Here is a 17,576-nt window from a genome sequence, read left to right on the forward strand (position 1 = left end):
GGCATAATGGCCAGCGTGAACATCTCAGAGGCGAGCCCGCTGCTGCAGGCGCAGGCACGTCTGGCCACGCACGTGACGGAGGCGGCGGGCATTCACCCACCGCGGCCAGAGTGGCGGCACAACAGCGTGGAAGCCCTGCTCCTGAGCCACGGACGATGGTTCCGGCCGGCGCCGATGCCTTCGGACCGGCCCCTCGGCGTCGAGGGGCTGTGTTTCGCCAACGCGGCTCAGCACGCCGCCCGGTTCGGTTTGGCGTATGTGGAGGGCTACGCGCTCGCGAGTGGCGTCGTCGGGCTGCCGCACGCCTGGTGCGCCCACCCGGACGGCACCGTGGAAGACCCGACCTGGAACACGGACGGCCATGCCTACCTCGGCATCCCCTTCACTGAACTGTACCTGCGGGAGCAGGAACAGCGCGGCAACATCAACCAGTTGTTGTTCGAGCAGCACCTCAACGGCTGGGACCTGCTCCGCGACGGCGTTGACGGAGCGATCGCAGCCAACGTCGGCCGGCCCTACACGACCGCGTCGAACGGTTGACCCTGTCAGCTGAGGGGTTTCGCGCCTGTCGGCTCGGATATCGCCGCATCGCAGTGGCGGCGACCGTGCAGGGTGAAATACGCGTCCGGTGAGTGCACGATGCGCGGCAGCGGCGTCAGATCGGGCAGATCCTGTCGGCACCACACCCTTGGCCTCGATCGGCGTGACTTACGGGAACCTCACAGTGGCCGCCATGTCGGAGCCCAATGCCGCTTCGCCGGGCCTGCGTGCCCGCTGGACTCGGTGTCGGTCCGTTGTCTGGTTGCCTGGAAGCCCGGTGGCCTGATGCTCAGCCTGGATTACGTTGGCGTGCAGGCTTTTGCGCCGAAAACGCTGAGGGTTGGCAGCGATCCTTGGATGGCGGAGTGGGCGAGGAGGATCGCGCCGGCGGTCCAGGTGGTGCGTTCTCGCGGCCACAGTGTCGTCCGGTCCACCTTGATACCCAGGTGTGCGGCCAGTCGTGCCCCGGCACTTCCGGCCAGAGCCAGGCCGACCTGCGCCAACGTGGCGAGCAACGGGACCGACCGGCGGCGGTGCCGTTCGGACAGACCCTCCACCTGCTCCACGAACGTTGCCGCCACACAGTCGGCGTTTGCGACAGTAGAAGCGACGCACAACCAACATGATCGTCACCGGCTGCCCGCCGACCGGGGCGTCAGACACGCGTCGCACGTAGCGGCTGTGCACCCGCTCGGACCACGCCGCGCACCCCCGGCACGGTCGCCCGTCGCATCGGACCGCGCGAAAACCGTTACACCGTCGCCCGCAGCCTCCACCCGCTCAACGACCAGCTCACCCAAATGCGGCAACAACGACTCAAGATCAACAGGACACTGGCGACATGATCACCGACCACGCTCACAGCCCGTCACCGGACCACGAAACCCGCGCCAGAGCCAAATTCGGAGAGCGCCAACATCCCCAACCAAGTCCCTGTCCGACGAACTCGCCAGCCAGGCCAGCAGGATCGCCCACAGCTCAGCGAGATGAGATCTCTCCCCATGAGATCGTCGCGGGCAGTACGGTGCCGTGGTTGAGCTGCGCCTGTCGGAGCTGCCCTGGGCTCAGCCCTTTCGCGGCGCGGAGATCGACGTCCTCGAGCACGGTGCCACGAAGATCGGCTCCGATAAACTGAGCGTTCGTCACCGTCGTACCGGCAAGGTCCGCTCCTGCAAGGTCGGCGTCGCGAAGGTCCGCGCCCGTGAGATCCGCTCGTTGCATCCGGGCGTCCGACAGGCGGGCGTGGGCCAGATGGCTATCGGTCAGGTCGGCCCCGCGCAACGACGCTCCGGTGAGGTCGCCGTTGCCGATATATGCCTTGCGTAGGTCCGCGTGATCCAGCGTGGCCCTCGCCAGCAGGATGCCGGAAAGCCTGGCTGCCGCGAGATCACATCGCGACAGGTCGCAATCAGAAAGGTCGATGGCTCCCGCCGGCGCGTGCGCGCCGAGTTCCTTGACCGCAGCCGCGAGGTCAGCGGTTGACCCGCGTCTCACTTCCGGATCCGCCGGGTTCCCGTCCGAGGTACGAGAACGGGCCCAGTGCAGAAGGAGGTCCCGGACCGGCCTTGCATGTTCTGGCGACTCCCGCCGCAGCATGCCTAGCGCGCCAATGCCACTCAATCGGGTGGCCATGTCGGGGCTGATGAGGTCTCCGGCGGCAGACCGAAATAGCTCGGCCCGCCGCAGGGCGTCGATCGCACTCTCCCCGCCCGCACTGCCACGGGCTACAGCGAGCCCGCCGGCCAAGACCACGATGAGCAGGAAGAGCACGGTCGCCCACAGCGCCGAGCTGCCGATGGAGCTCAGCGTGAGCACCCAGGCCGCAGCTCCTATCACTGTCGCGGTACCGCCCAACGCACCCCACCATTTCTTCATCTATCCATCAGACCCGGTCAACCCACTGAACGTCCAGCCCGGTGGGCACGGCCGCCGTTGCCTACGATGGCAGGCCCGGAGCCGGTTCCAGAAACGTTGGCGATCCACCCGCGCACGGTCTCGCAGCGCTGCGGCATTTCACCTGCGGCGGGCGACCGTGGGGTACGTCTTTCCCCTCGGCTCGTCGTTCGGGCTGGCCCTCCGCAGCGCGGACTGCGCCGGCTCGCATGCTTATTACGGTGCTCACATTGCAATCCCGCAGTTTCATGAGCGCTGACCCTGAGTAGTCCTTCCAGTGTGTTTGAGTAGTCCTACCTGGATCTCGTCGCCCATACGAGGTAACCATCTGCCGACCTGTTGTCAGGCGGAAGTTGATCAAGGTATCCATGACGGCAGGTGATCGCGCCGCCTCGTGGGGAGGGTGGCCGCGTGACTTCGGGTTCGCTGGCTGAGGACGCGGTCACCCGGTAAGGACAGTGTCATGAATAGTGTTCATTTTTCGGTTGTGGTCTTCTCCCAGCGACGTCGAATCACGACATCGCGCCCGGTGTCAGCGGCCAGTGAATACTCCCCATAGGCGGCCAGATAAGGCCCCGCTGATGGCCACCGGGTTCCCCGTGGACGGCCAGATATCTCCCCGGTAGACAGTCCGGGATGTCGTGCGGCGAGGCTGCGCGACGTGAAGAGCAGCAGGGAGATCATGGAGATCCTCGAGGCGTATGACCTCACGGGGAGTTACCGCGCCGCGGCAGAACTGGCCGGGTGCGACCACCACACTGTCGCGCGGTATGTGGCCCTGCGGGCGGCCGGCGAGGCGCCGGTGGCGCGGGAGCACCGGCTTCGCCCGATCGACGAGTACCTGCCCAAGATCGAGGAGCTGGTGGTGCGGTCGAACGGCAAGGTCCGCGCGGACGTGGTGCATCGGCGGATCACCGCGATGGGCTTCACCGGCGGTGAACGCACCACCCGCCGCGTTGTCGCGCAGGTCAAGCAGCGGCTGCGGGCCGGGCAGCGGCGGGTCTTCCGGCCATGGGTCGTGGAGCCGGGCCTGTGGTTGCAGTGGGATTGGGGCCACGGCCCGAAAATCGGTGGGCGGCAGACGCAACTGTGGTGCGCGTGGCTGGCCTGGTCACGGTTCCGGGTGGTGATCCCGGTGATGGACAAGACCCTCCCGACGATCGTGGCCTGCCTGGACACCACGCTGCGGCGGATTGGTGGTGTTCCGACGTATGCGTTGACAGACAACGAAAAGACGGTGTCGGTGGACCACGTCGCCTCGATCGCGGTCCGCAACCCCGACATCGTCGAGGTCGGCCGCCACTACGGGATGACGATCCGCACCTGTGTTCCGGCGGACCCGCAGACCAAGGGCGGGTCGGAGGCGACGGTGCGGATCGCGAAGGCGGACCTGGTCCCCACCGACACCAACCTGCTGGATGCCTATCACAGCTTCGGCGACCTGGAGGCCGCCTGCCGCGAGTTCTGCGAGCAGGTCAACGACCGGCCGCATCGCGAGACCCACCGCCGCCCCGTCGAGGCACTCGCGGAGGAACGGACGCGGCTGCATCCGTTGACCCGCAAGCCGTTCACCGTCGCGTTCGGCACCACCCGCCGCGTCAACTGGGACGGCACCGTCTCGGTCGAAGGGGTGCGGTATTCGGTGCCGCACCCGCTGGTCGACTCCCGGGTCTGGGTCCGCTTCCACGGCGACGACCTGATCATCACCGCGGTCGACGAGAACGGCCCGGCCGAGGTCGCCCGCCACGCCCGCTCGACACCGGGAAACCCGTCGATCCAGGACGAGCACTACCCGCCGCGCGCCGATCACCACGGCGATCGCATCCCGCGGGCCACCTCGCCCGAGGAAGCCGCGTTCCTCGCGCTGGGCAGCGGCGCGGCGGCCTGGCTGACCGAGGCCGCGGCCGCAGGCGTCCGCCGGATCCGCCCGAAAATGGCCGAAGCGGTCACCCTGGCCAAGCTGCACCCGGCTGCGGAGGTTGATCAGGCGCTCGGGATCGCGGCGATCGCCGGGCGGTTCGCCGAGAACGACCTGATCCGCATCCTGACCCACCACACCGGCCGCGACGCGGGCGAACCGGCGCGGGCCAGTGAGGACCACAGCCTGCAGCCGGGCACCTCCGCCTGGTCGAACTTCGGTCTTCCTGCCAGCGACAATGACTCTGAAAGTGATCTGTGATGACCTCTGGACTGCGTGTCGCCGGCTCCGCCGGCGACCCACTTGCCGAAGCTGTCGCTTTGACGAAACGGCTGAAGCTGCCGCACCTGCGGCGCGCGTTGACCGACCTGATCCCGACCGCGAAGGCGCAACGCTGGGACCCCGCGGAGGTCGTGCGGGTGCTGCTCGCGGAGGAAGCCGCTGGGCGGGACGCGGCGAACCTGCGGACCCGCCGCAAACGCGCCGCGTTCCCCGCGGGCAAGACCTTCGGCGACTGGGACGAGCAAGCCTCCTCCATCGCTCGCCCCACACAGGACTCCCTGAAGACGCTGGAATGGGTGCGGAACAAGGAAAATCTCTGCATCTGCGGGCCGTCCGGCACCGGCAAGTCACACTTTTGTGAGGCGCTCGGGCAGGCCGCGATCGAGGCCGGGCTGACCGTCGCGTGGTTCACCATCGAAGACCTCGGCGCGTTGGTCCGCCGGCACCGGGTCGATGACTCCATCACCCGCGCCCTGGCCCGGCTGATCCGCACCGACCTGATCATCATCGACGACATCGGCCTGCTGCCGGTCAGCCCCGACGCCGCCGAAGGGTTCTACCGCCTGGTCGACGCTGCCTACGAGCGACGCGCGCTGGCCGTCAGCTCCAACCTGCACCCCTCCGGGTTCGACGAGATCATGCCGAAGACCCTGGCTACCGCCACGGTCGACCGGCTCCTGCACCACGCCCACGTCGTCGTCACCCAAGGTGACAGCTTCCGGCTCGCGCAAGCCACCTCCGGCCAGGGGGTGAGACCACTGCACTGACCACGAGCTCCACCAGGCGGGGAATTATCTGGCCGCCGTTGGGGAGATCCAGCTGGCCGCCACTGGGGAGAACATCCGGCCGCCTACGGGGAGAACAAACTGGCCATTGACAGCCCGGTTCATCGTTGACGCAAGCACGATCGACACGGGCGCGCGGTGGCCTCAGTCGAGGCTGCCTCTGACTGTGCACCCACGTGTCGTTGCCACGTGCTCGCCACGCGGTATGGCTCGGCGCTCGATTCGATGCACGTCCACGTGATCAGCTTCAGGTAGGGATCTGGAGCGTGTCGCGTTGCCACGGGGAGAGCAACCGATGAGAGAAATCACTAGCTTTTCTGCGGCGTTTCACCGTATTCGCCGAAATCGCCACCTCAATGTCAGCGAGGTTGCGGCGAGGACCGGCTACAGCGCCAGCTATGTGTCCAAGCTGCTGCATGGCCATCGGGCCTTGCTGCCGGACGTTGTCCGGCAGCTGGACGAGGCGCTCGGTGCCGCGGGGGAGCTCGTGCGCATCGCGGCCGAGGCACACGACGGACCGGATCACTGGGTCCGGCCGGCGCAGCTGCCGTCGACTGTGCCCGATTTCATCGGGCGAGGATCCTTTCTGCGTACGCTGGACGGGCTGGCCTCCCTGCGCCACGACCGGGATTCCCCGCGGACGGCCGTCATCGAAGGCGGCTTCTGGGTCGGGAAGACCGCGCTTGCCGTGCGCTGGGCCCATCAAGCGCAGGCGGACTTTCCCGGCGGGTGCCTGTTCGCCGACCTGCATGGATTCGCCGCCGGCCCCCCTGCCGACCCCGGGCAGATCGTGAACGGGTTCCTGCGTGCGCTCGGCGCCGGGGGAGAGGCGTTCGCGGGCACGGTGGATGAGCGTGCCGCGCACTACCGCTCGCATCTGGCCGAACGGCCCGCGATCGTCATCCTCGATAACGCTGCGGACTACGACCAGATCCGGCCCCTGCTTCCCGGGGGAAACTCGGTTGCCCTTGTCACCAGCCGCGAGCACCAGACGGACCTCCTGGCGCGCAGCGGTGGTCTGCATCTGGAACTGCCCCCGTTGACCAAGGACGAGGCACTCGGGCTCTTACGCAAGCGTCTGGGCGAGGCGCGGGTTGCGGCCGACCTGCCTGCGGCCGAAAGCATCGTCCGGCGGGCCGGCCGTCTTCCGATGGCGGTGCTCATCGCGGCCGAGCACGCCGCGCATCGGGGTGTCAGCCTCGAGCGGGTCGCGGCCCAGCTGCGCAGCGCTCACGAGCGCCTGGAGATGTTCACCTCGCCCGATCCCGCGGTGAACATCTACGGCGTCATCGACGCCTCCTATCTCGCGCTCCCGTCCCAGCCGGCGAGGGTCTTCCGCCTGCTCGGCGCCAGCCCGGCCAGCCCCATCAGCGCCGCATCGACCGCGGCACTCGCCGACATCCCACCCGTAGCGGCACATGCGGCGCTTGACGTCCTGCGCCGGGCCCATCTCATCGAGCCCGCCGCTGGCACCCGCATGCGCATGAACCACCTGCTGCGCGCCTACGCCTACGAGCGCGCCGCCGCGGATGAGCACCCCCGCGAGCTGGAGCGGGTATGGCAGCGGCTCCGGCAGTGGTACGCGACCACCGCGGCATCGGCCAGCAACGCGCTCGCGCCGGGCTGGGCCGGCCCCGGACTGCTGCCCCCCGGCGCCGCTGACAGCACCGTCGCGGGCTTCGCCGACGGCGACTACGACGGCGCGATGGCGTGGTTCGAAGCCGAGGCATCCGCGGTCCTGCAGGTCGCGCGCAGCGGCCCGACCACCGAGCTGAGCTGGCAGCTCCCGGCGACCCTGCTGCCGTTTTTCTACCTGACCAAGAACTGGAGCACCTGGCTCTCGGCAGCCGCGCAAGCGCACAACGCAGCCCGCCACACCGGAAGCCGCCTGGGCACGGCATGCAGCGTGCTCAGCCTGGGATGGGTCCGGCACGAGATCGGCCACGCCGCCGACGCCGCCATCCTGCTGACCAGCGCGCTGCAGCTGCACGACCAGCTCGACAACGACTGCCTCGCCGGCTGGACCGCCGTCGCGCTGGCCGCCGCGCAGACCATCCTGGGACAGCACGAGGACGCCCGCACGCTCTACCTGCGTGCCGACGCGCTTTTCACCAGTGCCGGCCTGACCTTGGGCACGGCGGTCGTGCGGGCCATGCTCGCCGGCACCCAGCAGGAACTCGGCGACCCGCAGGCGCCGGCCACCGCGCACGATGCTCTTGCGCTCGCGCAGGAGGTCGCGTCGAATCCGGTCCTGAGCCTGGCCCATCACCAGCTCGGCCTGGTGCTGCACGCGCAGGGATCACACCGGCGCGCCCTGACGCACCTGGACAGCGCACTGCGGCTGCGCCGGACCGGCCGCGAGCGCTGGGGCGAGGCGGACACGCTCGTCGCCCGCGCCGGCGCGCTGCACGCTCTCAACGAGCCCGTCGCGGCAGTGGATGCCTATCGCGATGCCGCCTCGATCCTGGACACGCTGCACGACCCGCGCGCGTTCGACGTCCGGGAGCGCCTCACCGCCCTCCGCGCGAGCCTGGGATTGCTGGGCAACGCCGACGCCGCATCATGAGGCAGCGCCCGGGCCAGAACGGAACCCCGCACTGGGCCCGGTCCGCAGCATGACCGAGCGGGCGGCGCGCTAGCCGCTGTGCCGGTCTTCGGCGGGGGCCAAGCGGCAGAGGATGAACCTGCTGTGCGGATTCGCGCTGTCGCTGATACCGACCGCGTGGACTTGGGCGTGCCACCAGCTCCCGTCCTGTCGTCTCACGGCGGCCGGCACCGGCGGGACCCGATGCGCCGCCCGTGTCGCGGCATCGTGAATCAGGCGGAGGACCGCGTCCAGGCTCTCGGCGCGGACGACCGCGGCGAGGGCGCGGTCCTCGGGCAGGTGAAGGTCCGCCGCGAGGTAGTCGTCGCTGGTCATCACGATGGCGTCGTAGGTCGTGTCGACGACCATCAGGGGATCGGTGATGATCGCCGAGAGCCCGGTCAGCTGCCGTCGCAGCGGCGAGTGCAGCTCGTGCTCCAGGTCCTGGGCGCGCACCCGCATCGAGAACCCGCAGTACAGACGGTCGGCGGACTTCCAGCCCACGGCGCGGATGACCTGATACTCGCCGGTCGCGGCGTTGCGCTGTTCCATGATACGAATGATCGGCTGGTCGACGGCGGCGTTCCGGAATTCCTGCATGATCGCGGTCGTGGGAACGCGGCCCTCGTCGACGAGGATGTCGTTGATGAAGCGGAACGGGTCGCGGCCGCTGGGGCCGCCGGTCCAGCCCGGCTGTGGCGGGGCGACGCCGTAGAGCCCGGGAGCGTGCTCACTCCACCAGTGCCGAAAGGGCCCGCCGCTGCCGGGCGGCGGCTCCTGCCACTCCCACGCCGCCACCAGCGGCGGCGGCGTGAAGCCGGAGCCGGCCCGCGCGTAGCAGGCGAGGATCGCGATCGGTGTCCCGTCCCGGCCGCCGAGAACCGGCCGTAGCGCGATGTCGAACTCTTCGTTGGCGTAGTGATGGCGCTCGCGCAACGGTCTCCGGGTCTGCCGCACGATGGTTGCCGCGGGTGGCAGGAGTTTGCGCGCGATGTTGTCGGCATTGTTCAACGACAGCCCCGTATACAGCCGCTCAGCGATGGCGTACAGCCTGGCGTCGGCGTCGAGCACCATCCACAACCCCATGTCCCGGTGGGGAGACGGGGTCTCGCCGGACCTGGAAGTGCCCATCACCGCAGCGTAGGGGGTGGGCGCCGCTCGACTGCCGTGCCGCAGCGCACTGTCACCGATGGGATGACGCGATCAGAACGTGGCCCCGCCGTCGAGCTGCAGGACCGATCCGGTCACGAACGCGGAGTCGTCGCTAGCCAGATACAACGCCGCAGCACGGATTTCCCCGGGATCCCCGATGCGCCGCAGCGCAGCCGTCCGCTCGAGCAGCGCGACCGTCTTCTCATCCCACCCAGCGGCCATCTTCGTCCGGAACGGCCCGCACTGGATCGCATTCACCCGCACCCCGAGCGGGCCGAAACTCTGCGCGTGCGCCTGGGTGAGCGTGTTGACCGCCGACTTCGCCACGGCGTAGGGCACGAAGGGATCCTTGGGTCGCACCGCGCCGGTCGAGGTCACGTTGATGATCGACCCGCCGCCGGCCTTCGCCATGTGCGCTGCGAATCCTTGGGACAGCGCGATCGTGCCCATCAGGTTGACGTCCAGCACCTTGCGCCACATCCGCTCGTCGAGATCGTCGACGCTGCGGTACGGGATCGCCATCCCGGCGTTGTTCACCAGCACATCCGCACGGCCGAAACGCGTGTGCACGCTGTCCACCAAAGCACCGCACTCATCCCAGGACCCGACGTTGCACGAGCGCGCCAGAGCCTCGACACCATGGTCCCGCCGGACCTGCACCGCCGCCTCCTCGCAGGCGACGCCGTTGCGACTGGCGATCACCACGGCCGCGCCCTCGGACGCGAACACCTCGACGATCTGACGGCCCAGCCCCGTCGCCCCGCCCGTGACCACCGCGACACGACCTGCGAGCTTCCCCATCGAATCCCCTCGTACGCTGCGCTCCGACGACGGCTCCGGACGCTACCAGCGCACAACCTCATGATCCACTGACGCGCCCTCCGCGCAGGCGAACCAAAACATTCACCACAAGTCCCCCGGAGTGCCTGCAGAAGCAAGGTGGAAACAATTTCCATCTTGACAAGTCTGGCACACATTCAGCACAAGATCAGCACACATTTGTGCTCGTCATATCCTTCCCTCCGGGCGGCACATTCGCGATGGTTGATCCATGTGAATCGACCACCTCCCCCTCCGGCGATGCCCGGCCCCGGCGCCACTGGGTCACCGCATCGCCAGGCCGATTCGCAGCGCTGCTGGGCGGCACCCTCGGTGTCGTCAGGCGCCGCCCAGCAGCGCGAGCCGCACCGCCCGTGGACCTTGTCCAGCCCGGCAGAGCCACCACTGCCCGGGCATGCCAGACGCGGTGGACCCCAACGCCCACGCGGGGTCCACCGCGTCGCACCAACCTTGTCAACCTCGGAACCTCCATCCGGCCGCCCCTGGTGTCCAACCTGCGCCACCTAGAAGCCGGCACACGGATTCATCGCCGCGATGGACGACGTGGAGTCCATCGCGGGAAAATAGCCGCCCTCTCACCTCTCGCTATTCGACGTTCTTCTGAACGGTTTCCGATTCCGCAGATAACCTGTCTAGGGCGAAAACATGTTCACATCCGGTATTGTTCGCCGCTCACTGCTCATCGGGTTCGCCACCTTGGCCCTCGGAAGCGCGGCCGCCGGCGAGGCCTCTGCCGCCGTAGCCCCCGAAACCCGCGTCGGCCGCGGAAGCGTGCGGCTACCTCGGAGACGGCACGTTCCGGCACTGTGACGGTGGGACCGGCTCGATGGTGATGCTCGACGTCGAGGACCGCTGGGGGTCTATCTACCACTACTGCGTCGGCCCGGCACGACGGACATCCAGCCGGTCATTCCGTGGCGCATTGGGGACGCCTGGTGGAACAGCGGCGTCGGCTGCCAGCCCGGGTACGACGGCCCTGCCTGATCCCTCCGCGGCGTGGCGGGCGCCCCGTGCTGGGCCCGCCACACCGCCGACCGCGTGGAGGCTCCGATGACCCGCATCAGGTGCACGGTCGCAGGCCTGATGATCACCGCCACGGCCGTCGCCGGCTGCTCGAACACCACGGTACAGTCGGCCGTTCCGCCGAGCCTGAGTGTCGTGTCGCCCTCGTGGATTCCGACGCCCGAACACGCCATGGCAGGGGCCGCGCTGCAGGTGTACCGGCAGTACTGGCAGCTGCGCGAGCACGCCGAAGCATCCCCGGGCGCCCAGGACTGGCGGGCATCGTTCGCGCATCTCCTGGCCGAGCCGGCGCTGACGACCATCGTCGATGAACTCGCGGACCTCGCGTCCATCCCGGCGCACATGGCGGGGCAGTACCACCGCGCGCCGAAAGCCCGGTCCGTCTCCACCGTCGAGCCGGCCCGCGTGGTGATCGTCGACTGCCTCGACGCATCCGCCGAGCGCCTGGTCAGCGACCGGCCAGGCGATGCCGGTAAGAACCTCGCCAACCCCGGGCAGCCCCGCCGCTACCGGCTCGAGGTCGAGGTTGTGCGCTGTCCCGCGCCGTACCGCTGGCTTGTGCGCACCATCCGGCCACAGCTGGACGAGGCATGCTGAGTCATCAGCGTCAACCGCAGGGTCTGCGTGACGATCCCGGTCGGCGCCGCCCAGCGCGGGTTTCCTCTGCGGGGCGCCATGTGGCCTGCGGCGATACCGCAACCCGGCGTTGCGGCCCGCTACTTAGAGAGCGATGATATCGAACATGCGTTCGACATCATCAGGTCCAGCGGGCTGGCGGCGAATCGATCCACCTCGGCATGTCTGGGTGAACGTGCCGAAGTTGTTCCCGGTCTCCCCGCGCCACCTGCACGAGTCGATACCGGGCGGCGTTCAGACCAGCTACGAAGCTGCGGGGATCCTCGTGGCCGAGGTCTCGTGGGCGAGCGGCGGGCGGCTGGGCCTGGTGAAGTACCAGCTGCTCTCGGCGGACCGGCAATGGCAGACGGTGGTGGAGCACTACGTGCCAGCCCACATGTACCGGCCGATGACCCGACTACGGCAAGACCGGGACTACGGACGAGGACACGGCCACTAGAACGCCGCCCGGCTTCAGGAGCAGCTCGTCGGCGATCTCCGTGGAGGCGGTCATGTCGTCAATGCGGCGCACCTTCTGAGTGCCGGCGGCCGAGCCCGACTTGCACGACTGCCGCCCGGGTCGCCGCAGTCGACACGGCTGGATACAGTCTCGGACGGGCCGGCACGCAGGCCTCTCTCCGAGCGCCATGGTCGCCACGCCGACCTCGGGTGCGCCGAGGACAAGGTCCGTGATCGCGTGCCCCCGGATGCCAGCGACACGTGTTCGCGCGACCAGCGGGGAAGCGTGGTTCCTCGTGGTGAGGCAGCAGAACATGACCCACGATCAGGCTTTCAAGACCGCCGCCCGGGAGCGCGCGGCCAGCCGGGGCATCAACTACACCGCGGCCCGGCGGGAAATCCTCGACCAGCTCGCCGAAGTCGCCGAGTTCGGGCACCTGCCGGTGATCTGGGAGAGCGCCCGGGTTCGTGTCCCGTTCGTCAGGCCGCCCCGTGAGCGGCACCAACTGGCGCTCGGTGCGATCGAGCTTGCGATCCGCGAGAGCGGCGCTCTCGAGGGAGCGATGCACCGCGACCGGTGGCGCACGCTCGACAGCCACATCGATCTCGACTGGGACGGCGGCCCGTACGCGCACGAGGTGCTGCGCGAGCTGATTGCCTTCGCCGAGGCCCCGGACACCGGCACTGTCGACCCGGGGCAACTGCGGCCCGGGGTGAGCTTGTTGGGCGACCTCAACGCCGTGTGGATCAGCGGCGTGCGCGTGCGGTTCCGCCCGTACAAGCCGATCGGCGCCGAAACCGCACGTGCCCAGACGCTCGCCGGGATCCGCGCCCGGACAACCACCGGCGGAATCACGGCCTAGCGCCGTCGGGGTGCCGTCGCCTGCGGATGTGGTCCGGAGCGACGGCCCTTGAGCGCCGCGGTCGCGTTGGTGTTGGGCCCGTGGATGGCCGGCGGGCTCGGCGCGGCGACGGCTCGTCTAAGCGCCGGGGAGCGAGCCGGCGCCGGAGCTGTTCGAGCTGGCCCACGGGGACCCGGCTCCTCCCGGCTGCGCGTGCACCCCCGCGGCCGGGACGTTGCGCCCCACTCCACCCCGGAGCCCGCCGTAGTTCGTGGTGCGCCAGTCGTTCTGTCGTGAGCGGTCTGGAGAACGTGATGTCGATGTTGCTGCACGCGGGTGAAGTATCCCTCGGTTGTTGAGTCGAAAGATCACGGCCAGTACTGTTCCGCCCGTGAATCGTGACCGGGGGGAGGCTGAGTCACGTCTGGCGCTGATCGCGCGCGACATCCGGGCTGGCCTGCGTGGCCCCGGTGATTTCATGGATGCCTTCGCTGGCGCCAATGTGTTTGTCCGTCGGCCGGAGCAGCCTGGTCTGCTGGTGATGGATCTGGCGGAGCGTGGGCGATGGATGGTCGCGTTCTCGACGCTTGCGCGGCTTGCAGCATATGAGGGTGAATGCGACTACTTCGCCACGACGGGCGCGGATCTACTCGAGCTGATTCCGCCGGGCGTGGGCCTGATGGTCGATCCGGATGACCAGCACCGGTTTCCGGTGCTGGCCCGGATGGCGCCACCGGATGCCCTGGCGCGGGCATGGGCGCAGGTGCTTACAGCAGGGCGTACTACGGCGCCAGCGTGACGGGCTGGTCGTCGCGGTACGAAGGGGAGGAATAGCAAAAGTGGATGGGCCCGGCTTTCATGTCGAGGTCGACGTGCTGGAGAGCGCGTCGACGAGCATGGGCGAGATCGTGCATGACCAGAGCAGCTTCCAGTTGCGTGGTCTGTGCGGAGAGCCGCCGCTGTACGGGCACGACGGTGTCCACGGGGCGCTGGCGGAGTTCTGTGGCCGGTGGAGCGTGGGCCTGGACGCACTCGCCGACCGCGCCGGCGACCTCGGTGACCTGCTCGGCAAGGCAGCCAAGGCCTACCGCGGCGTTGAACACAGCAACACCGCAGCCCTGAAGGACGATCCAGGCCGGGACGCGGTCACCCCGGACGAGCCGGGCCGCGGGGCGGTTTGAGCGTGGCGGAACTCGGCCAGACGACCGACCCGAAAGCCCTGATCCCCGGCGACCCGGACGCGGTGTTCGAGAACGCCAGGGTCTTGCACGGACGCGCGCGGGAGGCGCTCGCCGCGGGTGATGCGCTCAACCGGATCGACACCGGGGCGTGGCGGGGACCGGCCTCGGACAAGTTCCACGAGGACCACCAGACCGAGGTCCCCCGCTGGGGCAACGCCGGTGACTCCCTGGACAACGCCGCTCTCGCGCTGACGGATTTCGCCAACTGCCTGTCCTGGGCACAAGGCCAGGCCGCTGAGGCGATCGCGCAGTGGCAGCAGGGCGACAACGCCACCCGCCAGGCCAGGACCGACCACGACCGCGCGGTCGCCGACGCCGACACCAGGACACGGGCGAATGCGCAGCACGGCGACCCGACCGTGGTCGCGGCCCCGCCGTTCACCGATCCGGGCGAGGCCCAGCGCCAGGCAGCCCGGGACCTGCTCACCCGGGCCCGTCAGCAGCTCACCGGCGAGGGCGACCGGTGCGCCGAGGCGCTACGCGCTGAGGCGGCGCTGGCGCCGCAGGACTCCCGCAGGCAAGCCGACGCGAACTTCTTCGGCGGCATCTGGGACAGCGTCAAAGGGTTCGGCGAGGGCGTCTACGACCTGATGTCCGACCCGGCCGGGACGGTCGCGGCGATGGCGGTCAGCGTGGCGCACCCGGTGGACACGTTCAAGGAGATCGTCGCCTGGGACGACTGGGCCGCGGGCCGCGGTGACCGCGCCCTCGGCAAGATCACCGGCGACGTGCTCGTCGGGTTTGCCACCTTCGGTGCCGGCAAGATATTCAGGGAACGCGTCGGCGGCCACAGCGAGGACGGCGAGCCGAAACCGGACGGACACGACGGTCCCGATCAGCCGGCCGCACCGGCACCCCGCCCGATCTACGAACCGACCCGCAACCGGGTCAAGCTGCGCGAGTCCACCAAGCGGGCGATCTATCGCGATGCAGAGCGGGAACCGGACGGGACGGGTGACTTCGTGTGCCAGGCGACCCGTGAACGGATCCCGGCCGCCCACAACCCGGACGGCAGTCTCGTCAAGGTCAGCCCTGACACCGGCAAACCGGACCCGAACGGGATGACCGTGCCCGAACCAGGCAAGGCCGAGTTCGGGCACCAGCCGGGCGACGAATGGTGGCGCTACAAGCAGGAAGCCGAAGCGGGTGGCTACGACCGGCAACGGGTGATCGAGGACCAGAACGACCCCGATCGCTATCGGCTGGAGAGACCCGAGGCCAACCGCAGCCACCGCTACGAGCTACCACCGTGATGACCGGTGACGCTGAGGTACCGTGGAAACGCGAACAGGGAGCGGGGTGAGACGAGATGACAGAGCTGGATCGGGAAGGCCGGGACCTGCTGCACTACGCCGCCAAGAACGACGACGTCGCCGGTGTGCAGGACCGCTTGGCCGCCGGGGTCGACGTCAATCTGGCCGAGTCGCGCAGCCAGTACACGCCACTGCATTTCGCCGTGCAGGACGGTGCCGTCAACGCCGCAAGGGCGCTGCTGGAGACGGGAGCCGACGTGCAAGCGGTCTACTCACCCGGCGCGACCCCGCTGCATCTCGCCGTGATCCGCTGGCGCAAGTCACCCGACGGCACGATGATCAAGCTGCTCCTGGAGCACGGGGCAGACACGTCGGCACCGGAAAAAAACGGCCGCACCCCCGCCGAGATCGCCAAAGGACAGTACGAGTTCCCTGACGAGCTGGCGGAGATGTTGCAGCGGTGAACGATTCCCGCATCGACGAGCACCTCACCCGTCACCTCGGAGCCGGCGAGGTCGACACCCGCATCGGGAACGTGGAGATCTGGCGGCACGAACGGCCCGAGTTCGTCAGCTTCGCCACCCACGGCCTCGCCGGGCTACCCATCGCCGCGGTGTATCCACAGGAATTCGTCTGCTCCGTCAAGCCAGGACAGGACGGCGCCGCCCTCTACATCGTGCGCGCCACCCTCGAGCTTGTCCTGCAGGGACGCAGAGGACTGGTCAACAACCAGATCATCCCGAACGGGCAGCCACTGCTGGCACGCACCGACATCAGCGGAATCCTGGTCGGACCGCACCCCTACCTGGAGGACACATTCAGCGTCGTCTTCGACGGCGATCGCCAGGTCCTGGCCGAGATCATGACCCTGATACCGCTGACCAGCACCGAAATCGCGCGAGCCAGCGAAGCAGGCGCAGACGCGCTCATCGACTTCCTCGAGGAAACCGATCCACCTCTGCTCGACGTGACACGGTAACCGCGAAACAGACCGGATCGCGACCGCGCGGGGGAAGCACAAGCCGAGTCGGCTGCCACGGGCCCGGCCGCGGCAGCCAGGGCACGGCCTGTGTCACCCTGCCCCGGCCGGGTGGTCAGCCGATGCCGAGGACGGATTCGGCGGTGGTCCAGTCGGTAAGGAGGGCGTGCTGGGCGGCGGAGAGGGTGGCCTTCTTCGCGCAGACGGCCTTCTTCACCGCGTTCTCGACGGAGTCCTTGCTGCGGGAGTTTTCGTTGCCGGAATGGGGTTCTGGCCAGAGGTTCTTCGGGTCCCGGGGCGCGCCACCGACTTCGAGCGGGAGGAAGTGGTCTTCCTCGTAGTCGCTCATGTTCGTGTCTTTGTAGCCGTAGTCGGCGATGCCCTGCTTCTTCAACGCATTGGTGTAGGACGTGGGCGGGCGGACCGTGGCGGTCCAGCCCGACACGCAGATCGTCGACCCGATCGTGGCCTGCGTGACGTCCGGGTTTGTGGCGCCCGGGGTGCAGGCCGGGTCCGGCAGCGGCAGGTAGGACTGCGAACAACTCGCCGCCCTGGCCGCCGGCGTGTGCGCGACGGTGGTGGTGGCATGCGCAGCCGGCATGACCAGGCACAGCGAACCGGCCACCAGGACAGCCGGCACCGCGAACCGTGAAAGTCGAGACATCGGAATGCTCCTCCCCAGAAATCAGTGCCCTCAGCGTCCGGCACAAGCAGAGCAAACGCCACCGACCTTCGCAGGAAGCCGTGAAGAATTTACCTACAGCTCAACCAATCTGACCGCAAAGCGTGCAATCAGGCAGGAATCGCCGCGACGACGCGGGGCGGTCCCACGCAACCCGAGGTTGCCGGAGGCCGCGGGTTTCGTCCTGGGCCTCGACGACAGCTGGCAGGATTCAGCAGTGGCTTCGTGCCCATGCGCGGCGCCACCGAGGACGGCGAAGTCCATGTCTCGCCGACGTTGTCATCCTCAAGATCGACCCTGCCGATCACGGCGACCAAGTCGCCTTCGCGAACGCCTTGGGTTACTCCGCCCACCAACACTGGACCGGCTTCCGCGTCCGCCACGACGAACCGGCCACCCACCTCGACTTCTGGCTCGACAACACTGCCCGTCTTCCACCACGGCGCAGGTCCGTCCGGGGGCGCGAGCGTGTCGGCCGAAGAGACATT

At 68.8% G+C, this 17,576-nt stretch carries 17 protein-coding genes and 1 pseudogene; 13 read left to right on the forward strand and 5 right to left on the reverse strand.

Annotated elements, in window-relative coordinates; genetic code table 11:
- Window positions 1-6: 6 nt before the first annotated feature.
- Complete coding sequence (locus OG371_RS23275) at window positions 7-540, forward strand: hypothetical protein (RefSeq protein ID WP_329072528.1); 534 nt, start codon at window positions 7-9, stop codon at window positions 538-540.
- A gap of 168 nt (window positions 541-708) precedes the next feature.
- On the opposite strand, the pseudogene OG371_RS47450 reads toward OG371_RS23275, so the two are convergent.
- Together OG371_RS47450 and OG371_RS23280 are read right to left on the reverse strand one after the other, a co-directional pair.
- A pseudogene (locus tag OG371_RS47450) lies at window positions 709-1,248 on the reverse strand (transposase family protein); the annotation flags it as partial.
- A gap of 270 nt (window positions 1,249-1,518) precedes the next feature.
- Window positions 1,519-2,415, reverse strand: coding sequence for a pentapeptide repeat-containing protein (locus OG371_RS23280; protein WP_329072530.1), 897 nt, complete (start codon window positions 2,413-2,415; stop codon window positions 1,519-1,521).
- A gap of 679 nt (window positions 2,416-3,094) precedes the next feature.
- Between OG371_RS23280 and istA the strand changes: the two genes are divergently transcribed.
- From istA to OG371_RS23295, 3 genes are all read left to right on the forward strand, one after another.
- Window positions 3,095-4,612 (forward strand): IS21 family transposase, encoded by a 1,518-nt coding sequence (gene istA / locus OG371_RS23285; RefSeq protein WP_329057900.1) that lies wholly within the window; start codon window positions 3,095-3,097, stop codon window positions 4,610-4,612.
- Window positions 4,612-5,400, forward strand: a complete 789-nt coding sequence (istB, locus tag OG371_RS23290) for an IS21-like element helper ATPase IstB (RefSeq protein WP_442875988.1) — start codon at window positions 4,612-4,614, stop codon at window positions 5,398-5,400. The genes istA and istB overlap by 1 nt, the downstream gene beginning before the upstream one ends.
- Before the next feature lie 313 nt (window positions 5,401-5,713).
- On the forward strand, window positions 5,714-7,984 hold the full coding sequence (locus OG371_RS23295; RefSeq protein WP_329072532.1) for a helix-turn-helix transcriptional regulator: 2,271 nt from the start codon (window positions 5,714-5,716) through the stop codon (window positions 7,982-7,984).
- A 69-nt stretch (window positions 7,985-8,053) separates the two neighbouring features.
- Here the strand turns inward: OG371_RS23295 and OG371_RS23300 are convergent, their stop codons facing one another.
- Both OG371_RS23300 and OG371_RS23305 read right to left on the reverse strand, forming a co-directional pair.
- Window positions 8,054-9,076, reverse strand: coding sequence for a hypothetical protein (locus OG371_RS23300; RefSeq protein WP_329072535.1), 1,023 nt, complete (start codon window positions 9,074-9,076; stop codon window positions 8,054-8,056).
- A gap of 129 nt (window positions 9,077-9,205) precedes the next feature.
- On the reverse strand, window positions 9,206-9,955 hold the full coding sequence (locus tag OG371_RS23305) for an SDR family NAD(P)-dependent oxidoreductase (protein WP_329072537.1): 750 nt from the start codon (window positions 9,953-9,955) through the stop codon (window positions 9,206-9,208).
- 865 nt (window positions 9,956-10,820) lie between these two features.
- Here OG371_RS23305 and OG371_RS23310 point away from each other — a divergent pair.
- The 9 genes from OG371_RS23310 to OG371_RS23350 all read left to right on the forward strand — a co-directional run bounded on the left by OG371_RS23310 (window position 10,821) and on the right by OG371_RS23350 (window position 16,406).
- Window positions 10,821-11,048: a hypothetical protein gene (locus tag OG371_RS23310; protein ID WP_329072539.1), complete on the forward strand. Its 228-nt coding sequence runs from the start codon at window positions 10,821-10,823 to the stop codon at window positions 11,046-11,048.
- On the forward strand, window positions 11,045-11,614 hold the full coding sequence (locus tag OG371_RS23315; protein ID WP_329072541.1) for a hypothetical protein: 570 nt from the start codon (window positions 11,045-11,047) through the stop codon (window positions 11,612-11,614). Before OG371_RS23310 ends, OG371_RS23315 begins: the two co-directional genes overlap by 4 nt.
- A 208-nt stretch (window positions 11,615-11,822) precedes the next feature.
- Window positions 11,823-12,092: a hypothetical protein gene (locus OG371_RS23320; RefSeq protein ID WP_329072543.1), complete on the forward strand. Its 270-nt coding sequence runs from the start codon at window positions 11,823-11,825 to the stop codon at window positions 12,090-12,092.
- A gap of 313 nt (window positions 12,093-12,405) precedes the next feature.
- Window positions 12,406-12,954: a hypothetical protein gene (locus OG371_RS23325; RefSeq protein ID WP_329072545.1), complete on the forward strand. Its 549-nt coding sequence runs from the start codon at window positions 12,406-12,408 to the stop codon at window positions 12,952-12,954.
- A 370-nt stretch (window positions 12,955-13,324) separates the two neighbouring features.
- Window positions 13,325-13,732, forward strand: a complete 408-nt coding sequence (locus OG371_RS23330; RefSeq protein WP_329072547.1) for an SseB family protein — start codon at window positions 13,325-13,327, stop codon at window positions 13,730-13,732.
- A gap of 40 nt (window positions 13,733-13,772) precedes the next feature.
- Entirely contained in the window at window positions 13,773-14,114 is a 342-nt protein-coding gene (locus OG371_RS23335) for a hypothetical protein (RefSeq protein WP_329072549.1), read from the forward strand.
- Between the two features lie 2 nt (window positions 14,115-14,116).
- Window positions 14,117-15,427, forward strand: coding sequence for a putative T7SS-secreted protein (locus tag OG371_RS23340; protein WP_329072551.1), 1,311 nt, complete (start codon window positions 14,117-14,119; stop codon window positions 15,425-15,427).
- A 56-nt stretch (window positions 15,428-15,483) separates the two neighbouring features.
- Window positions 15,484-15,891, forward strand: a complete 408-nt coding sequence (locus OG371_RS23345) for an ankyrin repeat domain-containing protein (protein ID WP_329072553.1) — start codon at window positions 15,484-15,486, stop codon at window positions 15,889-15,891.
- A complete protein-coding gene (locus OG371_RS23350) occupies window positions 15,888-16,406 on the forward strand; it encodes a suppressor of fused domain protein (protein ID WP_329072555.1) in 519 nt (172 codons plus the stop codon). Before OG371_RS23345 ends, OG371_RS23350 begins: the two co-directional genes overlap by 4 nt.
- A gap of 115 nt (window positions 16,407-16,521) precedes the next feature.
- Here OG371_RS23350 and OG371_RS23355 read toward each other — a convergent pair whose 3' ends face one another.
- Window positions 16,522-17,070: a hypothetical protein gene (locus OG371_RS23355; protein ID WP_329072556.1), complete on the reverse strand. Its 549-nt coding sequence runs from the start codon at window positions 17,068-17,070 to the stop codon at window positions 16,522-16,524.
- Window positions 17,071-17,576: the final 506 nt, after the last annotated feature.

It is taken from the genome of Amycolatopsis sp. NBC_01480 (genome assembly GCF_036227205.1).
Classification (GTDB): domain Bacteria; phylum Actinomycetota; class Actinomycetes; order Mycobacteriales; family Pseudonocardiaceae; genus Amycolatopsis.

Excerpts from the sequence above, each read along its gene's own strand:
- OG371_RS23275 (WP_329072528.1), top strand. The coding sequence starts at position 7 with ATGGCCAGCGTGAACATCTCAGAGGCGAGCCCGCTGCTGCAGGCGCAG.
- OG371_RS23280 (WP_329072530.1), bottom strand. The coding sequence starts at position 2,415 with ATGAAGAAATGGTGGGGTGCGTTGGGCGGTACCGCGACAGTGATAGGA.
- istB (WP_442875988.1), top strand. The coding sequence starts at position 4,612 with ATGACCTCTGGACTGCGTGTCGCCGGCTCCGCCGGCGACCCACTTGCC.
- OG371_RS23295 (WP_329072532.1), top strand. The coding sequence starts at position 5,714 with ATGAGAGAAATCACTAGCTTTTCTGCGGCGTTTCACCGTATTCGCCGA.
- OG371_RS23300 (WP_329072535.1), bottom strand. The coding sequence starts at position 9,076 with ATGGTGCTCGACGCCGACGCCAGGCTGTACGCCATCGCTGAGCGGCTG.
- OG371_RS23305 (WP_329072537.1), bottom strand. The coding sequence starts at position 9,955 with ATGGGGAAGCTCGCAGGTCGTGTCGCGGTGGTCACGGGCGGGGCGACG.
- OG371_RS23310 (WP_329072539.1), top strand. The coding sequence starts at position 10,821 with ATGGTGATGCTCGACGTCGAGGACCGCTGGGGGTCTATCTACCACTAC.
- OG371_RS23315 (WP_329072541.1), top strand. The coding sequence starts at position 11,045 with ATGACCCGCATCAGGTGCACGGTCGCAGGCCTGATGATCACCGCCACG.
- OG371_RS23325 (WP_329072545.1), top strand. The coding sequence starts at position 12,406 with ATGACCCACGATCAGGCTTTCAAGACCGCCGCCCGGGAGCGCGCGGCC.
- OG371_RS23345 (WP_329072553.1), top strand. The coding sequence starts at position 15,484 with ATGACAGAGCTGGATCGGGAAGGCCGGGACCTGCTGCACTACGCCGCC.
- OG371_RS23355 (WP_329072556.1), bottom strand. The coding sequence starts at position 17,070 with ATGTCTCGACTTTCACGGTTCGCGGTGCCGGCTGTCCTGGTGGCCGGT.